The sequence below is a fragment of the Xylanibacter ruminicola Ga6B6 genome (assembly GCF_000687715.1).
Taxonomy (GTDB): Bacteria; Bacteroidota; Bacteroidia; order Bacteroidales; family Bacteroidaceae; genus Prevotella; species Prevotella ruminicola_B.
On the sequence record NZ_JHXD01000023.1, the window covers coordinates 1 to 16,302 of the forward strand.

13 protein-coding genes and 1 tRNA gene are annotated in these 16,302 nt (G+C 51.1%); 3 read left to right on the forward strand and 11 right to left on the reverse strand.

All coding sequences use genetic code 11. The features are described 5' to 3' along the window. Window positions 1-465: 465 nt before the first annotated feature. From T500_RS0112235 to rsmI, 6 genes are all read right to left on the reverse strand, one after another. On the reverse strand, window positions 466-990 hold the full coding sequence (locus T500_RS0112235) for a lipid-binding protein (protein WP_028908351.1): 525 nt from the start codon (window positions 988-990) through the stop codon (window positions 466-468). A 6-nt stretch (window positions 991-996) separates the two neighbouring features. Beyond that, window positions 997-1,698, reverse strand: a complete 702-nt coding sequence (locus tag T500_RS0112240; protein ID WP_036909070.1) for a BT_2262 family domain-containing protein — start codon at window positions 1,696-1,698, stop codon at window positions 997-999. A gap of 33 nt (window positions 1,699-1,731) precedes the next feature. After that, on the reverse strand, window positions 1,732-3,249 hold the full coding sequence (locus tag T500_RS0112245; protein WP_028908353.1) for a SusD/RagB family nutrient-binding outer membrane lipoprotein: 1,518 nt from the start codon (window positions 3,247-3,249) through the stop codon (window positions 1,732-1,734). A gap of 19 nt (window positions 3,250-3,268) precedes the next feature. Then, window positions 3,269-6,472, reverse strand: coding sequence for a SusC/RagA family TonB-linked outer membrane protein (locus tag T500_RS0112250; RefSeq protein WP_028908354.1), 3,204 nt, complete (start codon window positions 6,470-6,472; stop codon window positions 3,269-3,271). 372 nt (window positions 6,473-6,844) lie between these two features. Then, on the reverse strand, window positions 6,845-7,711 hold the full coding sequence (locus T500_RS0112255; RefSeq protein WP_013064364.1) for a hypothetical protein: 867 nt from the start codon (window positions 7,709-7,711) through the stop codon (window positions 6,845-6,847). A gap of 2 nt (window positions 7,712-7,713) precedes the next feature. Further along, complete coding sequence (rsmI, locus tag T500_RS0112260) at window positions 7,714-8,412, reverse strand: 16S rRNA (cytidine(1402)-2'-O)-methyltransferase (RefSeq protein ID WP_028908355.1); 699 nt, start codon at window positions 8,410-8,412, stop codon at window positions 7,714-7,716. A gap of 95 nt (window positions 8,413-8,507) precedes the next feature. Here rsmI and T500_RS0112265 point away from each other — a divergent pair, with 95 nt between their 5' ends. From T500_RS0112265 to T500_RS0112275, 3 genes are all read left to right on the forward strand, one after another. Next, window positions 8,508-9,110 (forward strand): thymidine kinase, encoded by a 603-nt coding sequence (locus T500_RS0112265; RefSeq protein WP_028908356.1) that lies wholly within the window; start codon window positions 8,508-8,510, stop codon window positions 9,108-9,110. After that, a complete protein-coding gene (locus T500_RS0112270; protein WP_028908357.1) occupies window positions 9,085-10,185 on the forward strand; it encodes an AI-2E family transporter in 1,101 nt (366 codons plus the stop codon). Before T500_RS0112265 ends, T500_RS0112270 begins: the two co-directional genes overlap by 26 nt. A gap of 72 nt (window positions 10,186-10,257) precedes the next feature. Next, window positions 10,258-10,330: transfer RNA gene (locus T500_RS0112275), tRNA-Lys, on the forward strand. Window positions 10,331-10,450: 120 nt separating this feature from the next. Here T500_RS0112275 and T500_RS0112280 read toward each other — a convergent pair. From T500_RS0112280 to T500_RS0112300, 5 genes are read right to left on the reverse strand one after another with little or no spacing between them, the layout of a single operon-like run. Continuing rightward, the gene (locus T500_RS0112280) at window positions 10,451-12,787 is read right to left on the reverse strand and encodes a TIM-barrel domain-containing protein (protein WP_028908358.1); all 2,337 of its coding nucleotides are present in this window, start codon (window positions 12,785-12,787) and stop codon (window positions 10,451-10,453) included. Window positions 12,788-12,792: 5 nt separating this feature from the next. Beyond that, the gene (locus tag T500_RS0112285; RefSeq protein WP_028908359.1) at window positions 12,793-14,430 is read right to left on the reverse strand and encodes a glycoside hydrolase 43 family protein; all 1,638 of its coding nucleotides are present in this window, start codon (window positions 14,428-14,430) and stop codon (window positions 12,793-12,795) included. Between the two features lie 33 nt (window positions 14,431-14,463). Beyond that, window positions 14,464-15,054 carry a hypothetical protein gene (locus T500_RS0112290; protein ID WP_028908360.1) on the reverse strand — a complete coding sequence of 197 codons (591 nt, stop codon included), beginning with the start codon at window positions 15,052-15,054 and terminating at the stop codon, window positions 14,464-14,466. Between the two features lie 12 nt (window positions 15,055-15,066). Further along, window positions 15,067-15,672, reverse strand: a complete 606-nt coding sequence (folE, locus tag T500_RS0112295; protein WP_028908361.1) for a GTP cyclohydrolase I FolE — start codon at window positions 15,670-15,672, stop codon at window positions 15,067-15,069. Further along, complete coding sequence (locus T500_RS0112300) at window positions 15,672-16,289, reverse strand: SPOR domain-containing protein (RefSeq protein ID WP_080694887.1); 618 nt, start codon at window positions 16,287-16,289, stop codon at window positions 15,672-15,674. The genes folE and T500_RS0112300 overlap by 1 nt, the downstream gene beginning before the upstream one ends. Window positions 16,290-16,302 lie beyond the last annotated feature (13 nt).

Sequence of the window (16,302 nt, forward strand, 5' to 3'; positions counted from 1 at the left end):
CACTACAGCATCGGTATGCAGACTCCAAATACAGCTCACGAGCAGTCTGGTGAACAAAAAAAGATGTGGAAGAATAAAATTTATCGCAAGAATGAACAGAGTTTGCAGAATAATCCCTAACTTTGCAAGCGGAATGTCGAAGGACACTCTTTGGAGGCTTTGCGCCTCCAGCCGCATGGCAAACCACCGCAGTGTTTTTCATAGTTGTCAACTCTTTCAGGAAAAAGACAACCTTTTCAGTAAAGGTGTCAACGATTCCAGTAAAGAGTCAACTTATTCAGTAAAGCGACTGTCAACTATATCAGGAAAAAAGCAATAAACTGTCAACCAAAATCAGGAAAAGACACGGCACTGCTACACCGCTACAGTGCTACAGTTAGAAAAAAAGAATCCCCCCGCGGGCCATTCACATGGTTTTGCGGGGGGACAATTATTAAAAAGAGAGATTGATTCTCTGCAAGGGGATTAATCGTTCTCTTCAAGGCCTGAGTAGCGAACACCGCTTACCTTATACTTGGCATAGCCATAGGCTGCGGGATAAGGGTCGTCGTCGAAACTTACGTAGAATACGATAGAATCGGCAGCCGAACCATTGTTCTGCTTACCTGCCTTGGGCAGAATCTTACCATCGGTGATAGTAACGTTGCAATCGTACGACTCGTTAGCTACTGCACCAGCGGTTGAGAATGTAAGCGCGTTAACATCGCTATTTGTTCTAACCTTGAAACCCCAGAAATCACCAAAGTCGGTTACGTAAAGCTTATCGGCTGTGTTGGCTGCGGTGTTAAAGGTAGCCACGTGGATACGACCCAAACCAAAGGGATCTTCCAATCCTTCAACTACATTGCCATTCTCGTCGGCAGCATCAATGGTAACATACCAGTCGCCAGCAAGGGCCTCGGTGGCTGTGCCGCCAATTTCCTCTTTCTCGCACGATGTGGCAAAAGTCATTGTGAGCAGCAGGGCTGCGAAATATAATATTTTCTTCATAACTGTTTACTCTTTAATCCAGGTTTGTACAAAATGCATGCCGGCATAAACGGCGTCGAGCTTAAATGTTGCAGTTGCGGCATCGAAGGTACCAGTAAGGTCGTCGTGACTGTCGCCCCATCCGTTAATGTAACTCTCCAAGCAGCTAAGGGTACCGTCGGCTGCAATGGCAAGTGTGCCACCCAGCTTGTAGTTGTCGCCATATCCGGCGCGCTGGCTGTACCAGCCACCCAGCAGGTCGTCAACAAATACTGTGCCGTCGCCATTATCAATAATCAGAATCTCGTACTGGTTACCGTAGGCTACTACCGTACCCGAACGATCGCGATAGCTGTCGGCCTGTGTAAGGTAGAAACCCTCAACAGCGCTCTTTGAGTCGAGCACAACAACGGTACGCTTGGCCGATGCGCCGAAACCATCCTCGTTCTTGATAGTATTGTAAGTGAGGGTGTAGATACCGCTCTTGTTTACATCTACGCTACCATTTACGGTTACCTGACTGGTTACATCCTCGCCGTTCATGGTAGATGAGTAGCCAGGCTCCTCGTAAGCCACGCCCTTCTCCCATACCAGGTAAGAGTCGCCCTGCAGCTCGATAGTGGGGTAGTAGGTGAATCGGCTCAAACCTTCCGAGTCCTTGTCGCCGCAGCTGGTAAGTACCAGACTGAACACGGCGAGCATCATTGCGAATAATATATTCTTTTTCATGTTTCTCTTCATTTTAATGTTGAGTTACTTTTTTTACTTTGCCCAGAACAGAGGTGTAGTGTAATCGCTGTCGCTGAACTTAGGCGCATTGGCGTTACTTGAAGTAGAGGCCGATGGATAAGGCCAGCGCTCAAGAAGCTTGTTGCTGCCCACCTTGTCGAACACCGAGATTGGTGTGTAGAGTGTGCCAGGCACGTACTTCTCGCTATGCAGCTTGTCCGAAGTAGCATCGTACAGGTCGTTACCGGTGGCGGTACCGAATGCGGGGTACTTCAGGCGGCGCAGCTCGCACCACGACTCGAAGTTGTTGGTACCTGCCAGGGCTACCCACTTGCTGATACCGATGCACTGCTTGTAGTTGGCCTGAGTGTAAGGGAACTGAGCGATAACTTTCTCGGCGCCACTAACACCGGCTGATGCACACGAAGCCTCGATAGCGGCATTGTAGTGCTCCTCGGCCTTGGCGGCGTTGTTCTGGCGAGCATAGTACTCGGCAATGAAGAACTCGGTCTCGGCTACCTGAATGTAGTAAACAGGCGAGTTGTAAGCCATTACTGGGCGGCACCAGTAAGCAGCCTTGTAGCTACTTGATGTGCTGAAGTTGGTACCTGAGATACCACCTACGTAGTTGCCCGAGTTGTTCTTCTCGAAGAAGGCTGGCAGGCGTGGGTCTTCGTAAACCACTACACCCTCGGCATCGGTCTGCAGCATGGTGCTGATGATGGCCATGTTGGCAGTAACGTTAATCTGTGTTGAACCGAATGAGGTAGCAAACTCCTCAGAGTAGTAAGGGTTCATCTGGCCGGTTTCGTTGCCCCAGCAGTCGGTGTAAGCCACGTCCTCGGTGGGGAAGTTGTTCTGAGCAATCAGTGCGCCAATCTGGCTGTCGACACTGCTTACTGCGCCAACCTCGCGGCTCATAATCTTCAGCTTCAGGGCGTTGGCAAACTTAATCCACTTATCGGCACGTGCGCCTGCAAACAGGAAGTTTGTGGCTACAGGGTCGCTGGCATTAGCCTTGCTCAGAGCCTCGTCGAGCTCAGAAAGCAGTCCGGCATAAACTACCTCGCCCTCATCGTACTTTGGCGATGGGTTACTGATATCGAGTGCCTCGCTGTAAGGAATGCTGCCGTAGCAGTCAACCAGTGCCTGGATGGCAAAGCAGCGCAGGGTGGTGGCAGCCAGATAGGTTCCCCACTCCTCGTTCTTCTCGGCCAGTTCGCGAATAGTCTGCAGGTTCTTCAGTCCTACGCGGTTAATCTGCGAGTAAGCTGAACCCGAACGTACTGGCGACATGGTAAACTGGCTGTAGTCTACGTAGTTGCTGGTACCGAACATGTGAGCGTAGTGCTGTGAGAAATATCCACCAGGAATGCGCAGCAGGTTACCGTATGTGGCAGCAATACCCATTTCGGCTGCAGGCATCAGAATGCTGGTAGTCATGTTACCCTCGGCAGGAGAGTTGGGGTCCTGGTTAATGTCTAAGTAGTTGTTACATGATGTAGCAGCAAGACCCAGGACAATTGTTGATATAATTGCTATTTTCTTCATAAATTATGTCCTCCTTTGTTTAGAATTTGATACCTACGTTGAAACCGAACGTACGGCAGCTGGGGTTCACGTAAAGCTCACCGAACTGTCCCTCGAGGTCGTTACCACGGGTGCTGCTCTCAGGATCGATGAAGGTGTTGCTCTTGTGGGTCCAGGTGAACACGTTGTTGCAGAAGAGTGACAGGGTTACGTCGCTCAGGTACAGCTGGTTAACAATGCTCTTTGGCAACTGGTAGGCCAGGGTGATGTTACGCAGCTTAACGTACGACTTGTTAACCAGGTAGGCTTCGCCGCCCAGGCCCCAGCCGTAGTTGTTGTAGTAATCCTGATAGTCGCCCACCTCGTAGTCGCTACCACCCAGCATGATAGGTGTGGTGTTCTCAGTGCCATCCTCGTAAACAGAGTTAGGAATGATGAATGGGCGGCGCTGGTTGTAAGTGGTAATCGAACCGTTACCGGTGAACTGCATCAGGTTCTTAGAACGTGAGAACATGTAGCCACCCTTACGGATATCGAGCGCACCGCTCAGGCTGAAGCCCTTGTAGTAGAAGGCTGTGGTTACACCGCCAATCCAGTCGGGGTTCATGTTCTTGCCGGTATCCTGCAGCTCGGTGGTAAGTATGGGCTGGCCATCGCTACCAACAATCAGCTTGCCATCCTCGGTGTACTGAGGCATGTAGGTGTAGAACTCACCCATGGGGTTACCCTCCTCGGCGTAGAAGTAAACGGCATCGTTACCGGCCGAGAAGTTATAGATAGTGGTCTTACCACCCTCAACGCTGGCAGGCATCGAAAGAACCTTGTTCTGGTTCTTCGAGAAGTTGAAGCCCAGATCCCAGCGGAAATCCTTGGTCTGGATAGGAGTGGTGTTAACCAGCAACTCGATACCACGGTTGCGAACGTTACCAAAGTTGGTTACCATGTACGAGTAACCGGTAGCGGGGTCAACGGGCAGCGTAAAGATCTGGTCCTTGGTTTCGCGGTTGTAGAACGAGAAGTCGATGTTGATGCGGTTCTTAAGCAGAGCCAGGTTCAAACCAACCTCGTACTCAGTAGTCATCTCAGGCTTCAGGTCAGAGCTACCGATGGTAGATGATGCCTGGAATGAGTTAACACCGTTCATTGGGAACTTAGCTACATCGGTGCCGTAGTAGGCGCGTGATGTACCCTGGATAAAGCGAACGGCTGTCTGATAAGGATCGGCATCGTTACCGGTCTTACCGTAAGCCAAACGCAGCTTTCCAAACTCCAGAATATCGTTCTTTGGAATCAGTCGTGTGAAAATCCAGCTCAGTGTAGCACCGGGATAGAAGTAGCTGTTAGCATTGATAGGCAGTGTTGACGACCAGTCGTTACGTGCTGTAAGGTTCAGGTACAGCATCTCGTCCCAACCCAGTGTCACATCACCGAACAAACCAACCAGGCGGCGCTTTGACTGGCCTTCGCTCAGTTCGCTCTTGGTAGCACCGTTGCTCAGATCCCAGAAACCTGTCTCGAATGTCAGGTCGTCGGTCTGACCGGTCATTACTGTAGAGTAGCGCTCGTTCATGTTAACACCTACGTTCACATTCACGTCGAGTTTATCGTCGAGATACTTGTCGGCAAAGTTTGCCAGGAAGTCGTGGTTCAACTCGTACTTGCGCTGGTAGCGGCTGAATACCCAACCGGCCTGGTTCATGTTCGAAGGAGCATAACCATAGTCCTCGTTAATCAGTGCGTCGTCGAGTGCAATCTGTGGGTAACCCATCTTCAGGTCGTAGTCGGTATAGTCGAAACCGAAGCGGTACGACAGGGTGAGCTGCTTGATAGGCTTGATATCGGCCTGGATCTTACCATACAGCTGCTTGGCATCGTTATGGTTGTAGTTGTTCTCGATAGCCCAGTATGGGTTGGTAATACCATAAGGTGTGTACCAAGCCTCAGGTGTATCGAAAGCCGTGCTCAGGTTCTTACGGTCAACCAGTGAGATGTCGCGTGGGAACTCCATGATACCATCAATCATTGAGGTACCCTGGTACGAACCAACGATATCGGTGCTGGTTTTGGCAAAGTTTACGCTGCTCGAGAGCTTGAGCCACTTGGTGGCCTCGTAGCTGCCGCGATAAGCGATAGTGTTACGTGTGTAAGTATCCTTATTGCTTGGGATGATACCATCGTCCTTGCTGAATGAGTAGCTCAGGTAGTAGGTCATCTTGTTATCGTCGCTGACACCGCTCAGGGCTACGCTGTGGCTGGTGCTAAGACCGGTCTCGAAGAAGTCCTTGATGTTGCTCTCAACAGCCTCGTACTTGTGGATGAGCTGCTGGTGGTTCCAGATTGGACCGTAAACCTGCATAGAGCTGTCGAACTCAGGACCCCATGAACCGTTCTCGATATAAGTCTGCTTACCGTTCCAACCCTGTCCGAACTGGTTCTGCATCTTAGGCAGTGTGCTTACCTGGCGCCACTGTACGCTTCCGTCGTAAGTAATCTGGAAGTTACGCTCGCCATTCTTCTTACCGCCCTTGGTGGTGATCACGATCACACCGTTGGCAGCGCGGCTACCATAAAGTGCGGTAGCGGCAGCACCCTTCAGCACGGTCATGCTCTCGATATCGTTAGGGTTAACGTTCGAGATACCACCGAATGCCTCCTGGTTACCCTGTGCCAGCGATGAGGTCTGCTGCATGGGCACACCATCTATTACGTACAGAGGCTGGTTGTTACCATTGATTGAACTGAAACCACGGATAATAACCGAGTTGGCTGTACCGGGGTTAGCCGAACTGGCGCTAATCTGCACACCGGCTACCTTACCGGCCAAGGCCGAGGTAACATCGGTAAGCTTACCTACTGTAAGCTCTTCATCTTTCAGAGTCTGTGCAGAGTATCCCAGCGTTTTCTGCTGGCGGCTGATACCCATGGCGGTTACAACTACCTCCTCGAGTGCAGTTGCATCGGCCTTCAGGAATACTCGCATACCGTTCTTGGCTGTTACTGTCTTTGGCTGGAAGCCCAGATACGAAATCGTGAGGCTCTTCTTGCCTTCGGGCAATGTCAGTGAGAACTTACCGTTTACATCTGTCAACATACCAGTATTGGTGCCATCTACCTTAACGGCAGCACCGATAATGGGCTGTCCGTCCTCCTGTGAGAGCACCGTACCAGTAATCTTAGTCTGTGCCAGCGCTGTTCCTACAAACAGAAAAAGGCTGACCATTAACAATGTTAGACTTTTTTTCATAAATTCACTCTCTTTGATTAATTATACGTTTGTAATATTAAGTCTGATGAGGTGCAAAATTATGGTATATAAGTCTAAAAAACAAATAAAATTATAAAAAAATCACACTTTAACCCTAAATTTTGCATTTTTATTCTTAGTGGCTTGATTTATGTCAATGTAAAAGTGTAAAAATGCTTTTTAATTACACTTTGTAAGCAAAACACAACATTTGCTTTCGAAATGTGTTTTTAATGGCTTAAACCCTTACTTGGTTTGTGAGTTTTAAGGCAACAAAAAAGGTGGATGCTGTATAAACATCCACCTTGTATACATTATATATACACGTGCGCGTGAGCGGGCGCTACAGCGCTACAGTGCTACAGTTAGTTTTTACTTAACCTGGATAACCAGATACTTGCTGGTGCTCCAGAAAGCGATAGGATCGTTGATGCGCAGGATGAGCTGCTTGTTGGCATCGGCGGTTAAGCGGTACGAGCTGGCGGGGTGCGAGGTGAGTACCTTGGCATCCTTGCTGTACAGCTTGATGTCGCGATCCACGCGGATATCAATCTTGGTGAAGTACTCGCGGTTGAAGTTGCCCTGCAGAATCTTGCTCTTGCTGAACAAACCGTCCTTGGTCAGAATCTGCTGCTTCTTCAGCTCGTCCTTGGTACCGTAAACAAACCAGGCAGTGTTAAGCTGCTTGTCCTGCTCCTGCAGTTTCTGGGCCTGAGCGTCGTTCTCGCTCTTCATGGCGCGAGCGTCGTCCTGCATGGTGTTGATCTCGTTGTTAAGCTCGTTGATGTGGATGTCCTTCAGGTCAAGCTGTGCCTGCATCTCGGCAATCTGCAAGTCCTTCTTCTCCATCTGCTCCTGCAGGCTGGCGATAATCTTCTTCAGCTTGTCGCCCTTGATCGAGCTCTCGCGGGCCTGCTGCTGCAACTTGGCAATCAGATCCTTGTTCTGCTGCATCATCGACTGGATGTACTGGAAGTTCTCGGCTATACGCTGCTTACTGTTGGTGCCCTCGCCCTGCTTGGCCAGGGTAACACGGTTCTGAGCGTCGGTAATCTCACGGAATCCGTCCTCAATGTCGATTAAGGTGGTCATCATGTCGTTAATCTCGTCGTCCTTCTGGGCAATCACCTGGTTCAGCGAGTCGCGCTCGGCGCGGGCTGCATTCTCGGTTTTCTTGGCGCCCTCATTACAACTTGCCAGTGCGGTAAGGCACAGGGCAAAGATAAATAACTTTTTCATAATTACTTTTGTTTATTTGATTGTTCTTTATTATCGTTTCCAGCCAGGATGATTACAATCTCACCCTTGGGCTCGTGCTCCTTGAAATGGGCTATCACCTCTTCCAGCGAGCCACGTACACTCTCCTCGTGTATCTTGGATATCTCGCGGCACACGCTTACCTGGCGCTCGGCACCGTAAGCCTCGGCAAACTGCTGCAACGTTTTTACCACGCGGTAGGGACTCTCGTAGAATATCATGGTGCGCTGCTCGCCCTTCAGCGATTCAATCTTGGTTTGGCGCCCCTTCTTCTGCGGCAGGAATCCCTCGAATGCAAAGCGGTCGCAAGGCAATCCGCTGGCTACCAGGGCGGGCACAAAGGCTGTGGCGCCTGGCAAACATTGTACTTCGATGCCTGCGCGTACGGCCTCGCGCACCAGGAAGAATCCCGGGTCGCTGATGCCTGGTGTGCCAGCATCGCTTATCAGTGCTACGTTCTCGCCTGCCTGCAATCGGGCTACGACCGAGGCCGACGTTCCGTGTTCGTTAAACTTGTGGTGCGACATCAGTTGGTTGTGAATCTCGTAATGCTTAAGCAGTTTGCTCGATGTGCGAGTGTCTTCTGCCAGCACCAGATCCACTTCTTTCAGGATACGGATGGCTCGGAAAGTCATGTCTTCCATATTCCCAACTGGAGTCGGTACGATGTATAATATACCCATAACAAGGGGCAAATATAAGGCAAATTGATGGAATAGACAAAAAAACACGCAAATCTTTGCAATTTTTAAAAGGTATTTTGTAATTTTGCAACCATATGATAGAAAACTTAACAGGCGAGGCACACCGTCCTGGTAGAATTGAAGTAGTGTGCGGCTCGATGTTCTCGGGCAAGACTGAGGAGCTGATCAGGCGAATGCGTAGAGCGCAGTTTGCCCGTCAGAAGGTGGAGATTTTCAAGCCGGCTATCGACGTGAGATACTCGGAAGAGGATGTGGTGAGCCATGATCAGAAGCACATCCAGAGTACACCCATCGACTCGCCGGGCAGTATCCTGCTGCTGTCGAGCGATATCGACGTGGTGGGTATCGACGAGGCCCAGTTCTTCGACATGGGCATCGTAGATGTGTGCAACGAGCTGGCCAACCGCGGTGTGCGCGTGATTGTGGCCGGACTCGACATGGACTACAAGGGCGTGCCCTTCGGTCCTATGCCTGCCCTGTGTGCCATTGCCGACGATGTGACTAAGGTGCATGCCATCTGCGTGAAGTGCGGTAATCTGGCTTACGTGAGTCACCGTAAGGTGGAGAGCGAGCAGCGCGTGCTGCTGGGCGAGACTACCGAGTACGAGCCCCTGTGCCGCGAGTGTTATCAAAAAGCAATAAAAGAGGAAAATGAAAGAAAAGACAATCACGCTTGATCAGCTGGTACGCTGGGTGGGTGCAGGCCTGTTGGTGATAGGCATATTGCTGCTGGTAAACTACCTGAGCAGTGTGCTGTTGCCATTCTTTGTGGCTTGGCTGCTGGCCTATCTGCTTTATCCTGCGGTTAAGTTCGTGCAGTACAAAATGCATGTGGGCAACAGGGCACTGAGCATTGTTATCACACTGGTGCTGTTGATAGCCCTGATGGCTGGCGTTATCTATATGATAATACCGCCGATGATTGAGCAGTTCGAGAAGCTGGGCAGTCTGGCTTCCGACTACATCCAGAAAGAGGCGCACATCAGGGATATTCCTGGTGCCATACAGCTGTGGATAAACCAGAACAGCCGCGAGATTGAAAAATTCTTCAAGAGCGACACCTTTACCGACAGTCTGAAGACGGTGCTGCCTGGTTTGTTTAACGTGTTAGGGCAGACGGCTACGGTGGTTATCGGTATCGTGGCTTCGCTTATTACCTTATTATATATGTTCTTTATCCTGCTCGATTACGAGTACCTCACGGATAACTGGATTCGCATCTTCCCCAAGAAGAGTCGTCCTTTCTGGCAGGGGCTGGGTAAGGATGCCGGACAGGCGCTTAACAACTACGTGCGCGGTCAGGGAACGGTGGCACTCATTATGGGTATCCTGTTCTGCATCGGCTTTACCATCATCGATTTCCCCATGGCCATCGGTCTGGGTATTATGATAGGTATTATGGACCTGGTGCCATATCTGCACACCTTTGCGCTGATACCTACGGTGCTGCTGGCACTGCTCAAGTCGGCCGATACCGGTCAGAACTTCTGGGGAATCCTGGCGCTGGCCCTGCTGGTATTCATTGTGGTGCAGCTGATATGCGACATGATTGTAACGCCTAAGGTGATGGGTAAGGCCATGGGGCTGAACCCTGCCATCCTGCTGCTCTCGCTCTCGGTTTGGGGCGCGCTGCTGGGCTTTATCGGACTGATTATCGCCCTGCCGTTAACCACACTTTTAATTGCGTATTACGAGCAATATGTGACAAAAGACACAGAAAATGAGGGTGATAATGAAAAATCTTCCGAATAAATTTGGATAATTCGGAAAAACTTCGTACCTTTGCACCCGCTTTCGTAAGAAAGCATCCGTCATTCCAAGGTTGATCCGTTAGCTCAGTTGGTAGAGCACAACACTTTTAATGTTGGGGTCTTGGGTTCGAGCCCCAAACGGATCACAGAAAAAGAGAGGTTTTTTAGCCTCTCTTTTTTGTTTCACCGTTGGGGGCTCTCACCCAAGGGTTCTTTGACCAAGGTCAAAGCGTCTCCTTCGTCGCCGAGCGCGAGCCCCAAACGGATCAAAGTTTAAGTTCTATCTGGTTTCCGTTGTAATCGATGGTCTTTGTGGTGCCATCGGGCAGAACCAATGTAAACTTGCGGTCGAGCAGCATGCCCTTGTAACCACCTTGGCGGGCACTGATGTGCAGTGTGCGGGTGCGGTCGGTCCAGGTAAAGATGATGTTAGAGTAGTAACCCTGCTCGTAATTGTAACCATCACCCTCGTCCTCGTACAGCGAGAATTCGGCATCGGCACCTGGGTAGATGCGTATCTCGAGGTTGTCCCATGGCTTCTCGCCTACGTACTGCATCTCAGGACCAAGCGGCAGAATGCTACCGGCACGTACAAACATAGGTACCTGGTCGAATCGGGTGGTAAGCACCACGTTCTGTCCGCCCTTGTACAGCTTGCCTGTCCAGAAGTCGTACCAGTTGGCACCCTTAGGCAGGTACTTGGTGGCAGTCTTGGTTTCGGTCCAGTTTGCCTGTGCGACAGACTCGCCCGTAACCTCTTTACGGTCCCAGCCGGTCATGGCATCTTCCTTGACAATCTTTTCCTGTGTGTACTGGGCCTCTACGATGGGGGCTGCCAGTATGCTACGACCGAACATAAACTCATCGGTCATATCCCACACCTTCTTGTCGGCGGCAAAGTCGCTGAACAGGGGGCGCATGTAACTATCGTTGTTGTTGGTTACCTGCGAGGCTATACTATATAAATAAGGTATAAGGCGATAGCGCAGATTAATCTGCTTTTCGATAGCATCGTAAACGGGCTCGCCTTTCTTTCCGAATTGCCATATCTCGCGAGGGGCATCGGCACCATGACTGCGGAACACAGGACAGAACAAGCCGTACTGCATCCAGCGCACATACAACTCCTGGAACTGTGGGTTCTTAGGTGCTGAGCCAGAGCCCTTGGTGTTGTACGAGCCGCAGAAGAAACCGCCGATATCGGTGTTGAAGTTGGGGTTGCCGGTGAGGGTGAAACTCAGTCCGCATGGTATCTGATTGCGCAGCATCTCCCACGACGAGGCTACATCGCCACTCCACATGTTTGAGCCGTAGTGCTGCTGGCCGGCAAACGACGAGCGGGTCATGATGAAGATGCGCTTGCCGCGATCATCCTTGCGCTGCGCTTGATAGATGCCGCGTACGGTTTCCAATGGGAAGGCGTTACGCAGTGAGCGCCAGGTGCCACCGGTAACGGGGTGCTGGTAGTCGCTCTCCTTGGGATTGAAGAAGTCGGGATCGGTAGAGTCCATCCACCAGGCGTCGGTGCCGTAATCGTACAGCTTCTTCAGGTACTTCCAGTAGATGGCGCGTGCCTCGGGACTGAAGGCATCGTACACCTTTACACCCGAAGGATACTCCATCTTTGGTGGCCATACATGCGAGATACCGCTCTGTGGCCATGTCTCAATGGGCAGCAGCAAACCCTTGGCATCCAGCTCGCGGAACTGCTGCGTCATTGGTCCGAAGCTGGCCCAGATACTAATCATAAAGTGGGCATGCTTCTGGTGTACGTTCTTAATCAGCTGCTTGCCGCTGGCAAAATCCTCCGACAGGAAGTCCATGGCATTCCACAGGTAGTTTGAACCCCAGTACTGCCAGTCCTGGATGATACCATCCAGTGGCACCTGCAGCTCGCGGTACTTATCAACAATACTCTCGGTTTCGGCAGCGGTCTTGTAACGTTCCTTCGACTGCCAGAAACCATATGTCCACAATGGGAACATGGGCACATCACCGCTCAGGTGGCGCATCTGTGCAATCACGCCATCGGCCGATCCACCATACATAAAGTAATAGTCGATTACGTCGCCTGCCTCCGAGGTGAGCGACATACCGCGTGCATCATCGTCGAACTGGGTGGGGGCGTAGTTGTCCCAATACAGGCCCCAGCCCTTGATGCTCTGAATCACGTTCTGAAAGTCCTCCAGATTGCTTTGCTCCATGCGTTTGTGCTCGCCACGGCGGTTCATCTTGCCGTTCTGGATGGTTCCCAGACCGTAGATAGCCTCGCCCTTATCGAGTGTAAACGTCTGGTTGAGCGGTGCAAACGTGTGCGACTTTTCGCGCAGCAGCACTTTTCCCTTGGCATCAAGGAATGTGATGCAGCCCGTTTTCTCGTCGAGCTTCACCGTCAGCTCGCTACTTGATGTGGTGCTGCCCTTGCGGGTAAGCTTTACTTCCTGAGGCTTGGCAATAATCACCTTGCTCTCGGGTGTTACTGGTTGCCCTGGGTATTTTACCACATGTACAACAGAAGGTGTAAAGAACTCAATCTTTACACCTTGTGCACACATAGCAATTGGTGCCAGCAAGGCAAGAATGGCTACTGTAATTCTGTTCATAGTTATTATTGATGTTTGTTGTATGTAAACTCGTCAACATCTACGTATCCGCCCACCTTCTTGGTGGCATAGTTGAAGATACCGAACTTGGTTCCCATAAAGAATCGCTGCCAGTCGAATCCCATGCGGAAGTCGCCACCAATCTTGGTCCACTCCTTACCATCCAGACTGTACGAGAATGTGGCGATATCGGTGCGAGGAATAAAGTTGGCATCGATACGCAGCCACAGCTTCTGCTGTTTCAGTTGTTGCAGTGCTACAGTTTCAATTACCTTCACCTCTACGTTCTCAACCTTCTTCTCGCGCTGACTCAAACGTACCTGCTGGTCGCTCAGTTCGAGGGTGAGTTTCTTGCCCACTTTCTTCACGGCCATCACGGCCGAGTGATCGTTGAATGCTGCCAGTCCGGCTACGTCGCCATCCTTCATCTTCGAAAGGTCGAGTACTACGGCGCCTGTACACTTGGGACCTTCCATACGCTGAGTCAGTGTGTTGGGGGCCAGATACAGGTTGGGCACTACGCGGCTGGTCTTCAGGCGCAGGTAACCTGGGCGCTCGGTCAGGCTCCAGGCCTTATCCACGGGGTTGTGGTTCCACTGCCAGTGCAAGCCTAACTTATCGTTCGAGAAATCATCGGCCTTAACAATGGCTGCCTCGGGCTCGCCATTCTTCAGGGCTCGAACGCGGTCGGGCACACGTCCCTCCTCGTCGCCCAGCATAGGCCAACCGTCAATCCAGCGGCAGGGCATTACGGTGAGCACACGGCCCACACCGCCACGGTCCTGGAAGATGATGCCATACCAGTCGCCATCCTGGGTGTCGACAATGGTTCCCTGTGCCTCATAAGAAAAGCCTCCGAACTCCGACTGCAGAATAGTTGCCTTCTCGTAAGGCCCCTGGATATTATCGGCACGGTAGCACACCTCGCGGCGATGGCGGCCAGGGGCATACACATGCGAAATCATCAGCAGGTAATACTTGCCGTTATGCTTAATCATACGCGAACCCTCAAGCAGTCCGGTCTCGTCGGCCTCACGCTGGAAGATGTGGCGATGGGTGCCCTCAATCACATCCGAGAGGTCCTGCTTCAACTCCATCATCTCGCCCGTACCATATACTACGTACACGCGATCATCGTCGTCGAAGAACAGTGAGCAGTCGTGGAAGTGGCGCATACGCGACACCTGCTTCCATGGGCCCTCGGCCTTGTCGGCAGTAAAAATATAGGTATCGCCCATGGCACCGTGCTCGTTGGGAGCCAGCAGGGCATAGAACTTACCCTTGTGGTATTTGAGTGATGTGGCCCACTGTCCGCGTCCGTAAACCGTGCCCTCGGTAGGCGAGAGGTCATACTTGGGCGAGTCGGTCAGTTTATCGAAGATGTAACCTACGGTCTCCCAATTCTTCAGGTCTTTCGACTTCATGATGGGGGCGCCAGGCATCAGGTGCATGGTGGTGGATACCAGATAGAAGGTATCGCCCACGCGGATGATGTCGGGGTCGGGTACATCAGCCCACAGCATGGGGTTGTCGATCATGTTTGTAACAATGTTTTCATGCTTGCTCTCAGCATGATTTTGTGCCTGCATATTCGTTGAGGCACAGAGCATCAGGGCGATGCTCAGTAAAGTTCTGGTTCTCATATAATGATATAGTTAATAATCAGCTTGGTGAGATTAGTCTTCCGGATTGCGCTTGTAGTGGAACTCGGTGATTTCAGGCGTTTTGCCCAAATCCAACTCCTCGGGCTGACCAATTACCTGCTGATTCAGCTTCTGCTCATAGCCTTTGTGGATAGGACCAACCTCTAACAAGATATCCCCGAAGTAAGCCGTAGGAATAATCAGACCGAAAATTCCCACACCCACGCGAGTTCCCTCTGGGTGCATGTTGTTGTGGATGTAAGAGGTTGAATAGAATGTATGACGGTACGATACCAGACGGTTGTACTTGTGGTAAGTCTGCAGTACATCCTCGGGTATCACTGTTGTATCGGCTGTGGTAAAGATAAATGTCAAGTTGTGCACATAGTCATCCACTACATCACCCTTAACGCCGTCGTTAACCTCCAGACACTGCATCAGGTTATCGTTCATCTCCTCGTTCATGTCTGCCTCGGTTGGAGCGGTAAAGTAGGCTACCAGCATACCTACCAGAAGGATGACGCCGAAGATGAGTATGCGGCCCAGACAGCTACGGGTAAACTCCTGGGTAAACGACTCGTTGGTTTTGTAATTGGTGTTGTTGTCAATGTCAGCTTGATACATACCTTTTTAGTTTTAGATTTGATTATTGTGTATGAGGTTCATAAACTCCTGGCGGGTCTTAGCCTGATTAAAGGCACCGCTGAAGTCGCTTGTTGTAGTAATGCTATTCTGTTTCTCCACACCGCGCATCTGCATGCACATGTGCTTGGCCTCGATCACCACCATCACGCCTAAGGGGTGCAGGGTTTGTTCAATGCAGTCCTTAATCTGCTGCGTCATGCGCTCCTGAACCTGCAGACGGTGGGCAAAGATATCCACTACGCGGGCTATCTTCGACAGTCCGGTGATGTAGCCGTTAGGGATGTAAGCCACGTGTGCCTTACCGTAGAATGGTAGCATGTGGTGCTCGCACAGCGAGAAAAAGTCGATGTCCTTCACAATCACCATCTGGTTGTAGTCCTCTTTAAACAGGGCGTCGGTCAGAATCTTGTGGGCATCCATTGTGTAGCCTTTGGTCAGCACCTGCATGGCTTTGGCCACGCGCATAGGGGTCTTCTCCAGACCCTCACGGGTTGGATCCTCGCCCAAAAGGCCGAGTATCTTCTCGTAGTGGTCGGCTAATTCCTCGATTCCCTCGCGATATTTCTCGTTGTCGTATTCCTTAATCTCTATATTCATTATTGATATTGTACGGTGATTTTACCTTTTACGATGATGGCCGACTGATAGCCGTTGCGCTTTACACGCTCCAGCACCTCGTGTGCCTCCTCGTAGGTACGATAGTTGCCCATGCGGCAAATCCATCGTGGTGAGTAGAAATGTACATAGACAGGTACGCCGGGGAACAGTCCCTTGATCTCGCTGCCTATTCTTTCAGCCTTGATACGGTCGTTACGTGAGTTGCCGCCTGCATACACCTGTACGCGATAGCCTGGCACCTTGGTACCCTTCATAATCTTTTTCTGGATTTCCTCGGGGTTGTCAAGGCTCACGGTGTCGTTGTGTTCAACCACTACGGGCTGTACCTTCGGCTTTGTTTCCTTATCCTGATTTGTGTTTGTAGCAGTATTGTTTTCTTTCTTCTCTGTTTGTTTCTGAGTGTTCTTGGGGGTTACAGGTGTGGTACCTGTGGTAGCCGCAGTAGTAGCCGGACCGTTAACCAACTCGTCGATGGCCTTAGTCTGCGTAAGGGTTATCTTGCCTTCGCCGCTCTTGCTCTGTTGCAGCCTCTGGGTAAACGACGACTGAGCATCGGCCACCATAAAGCAGCCGATGCAAAGCGTCATTATAGTCATTAATCGTTTCACT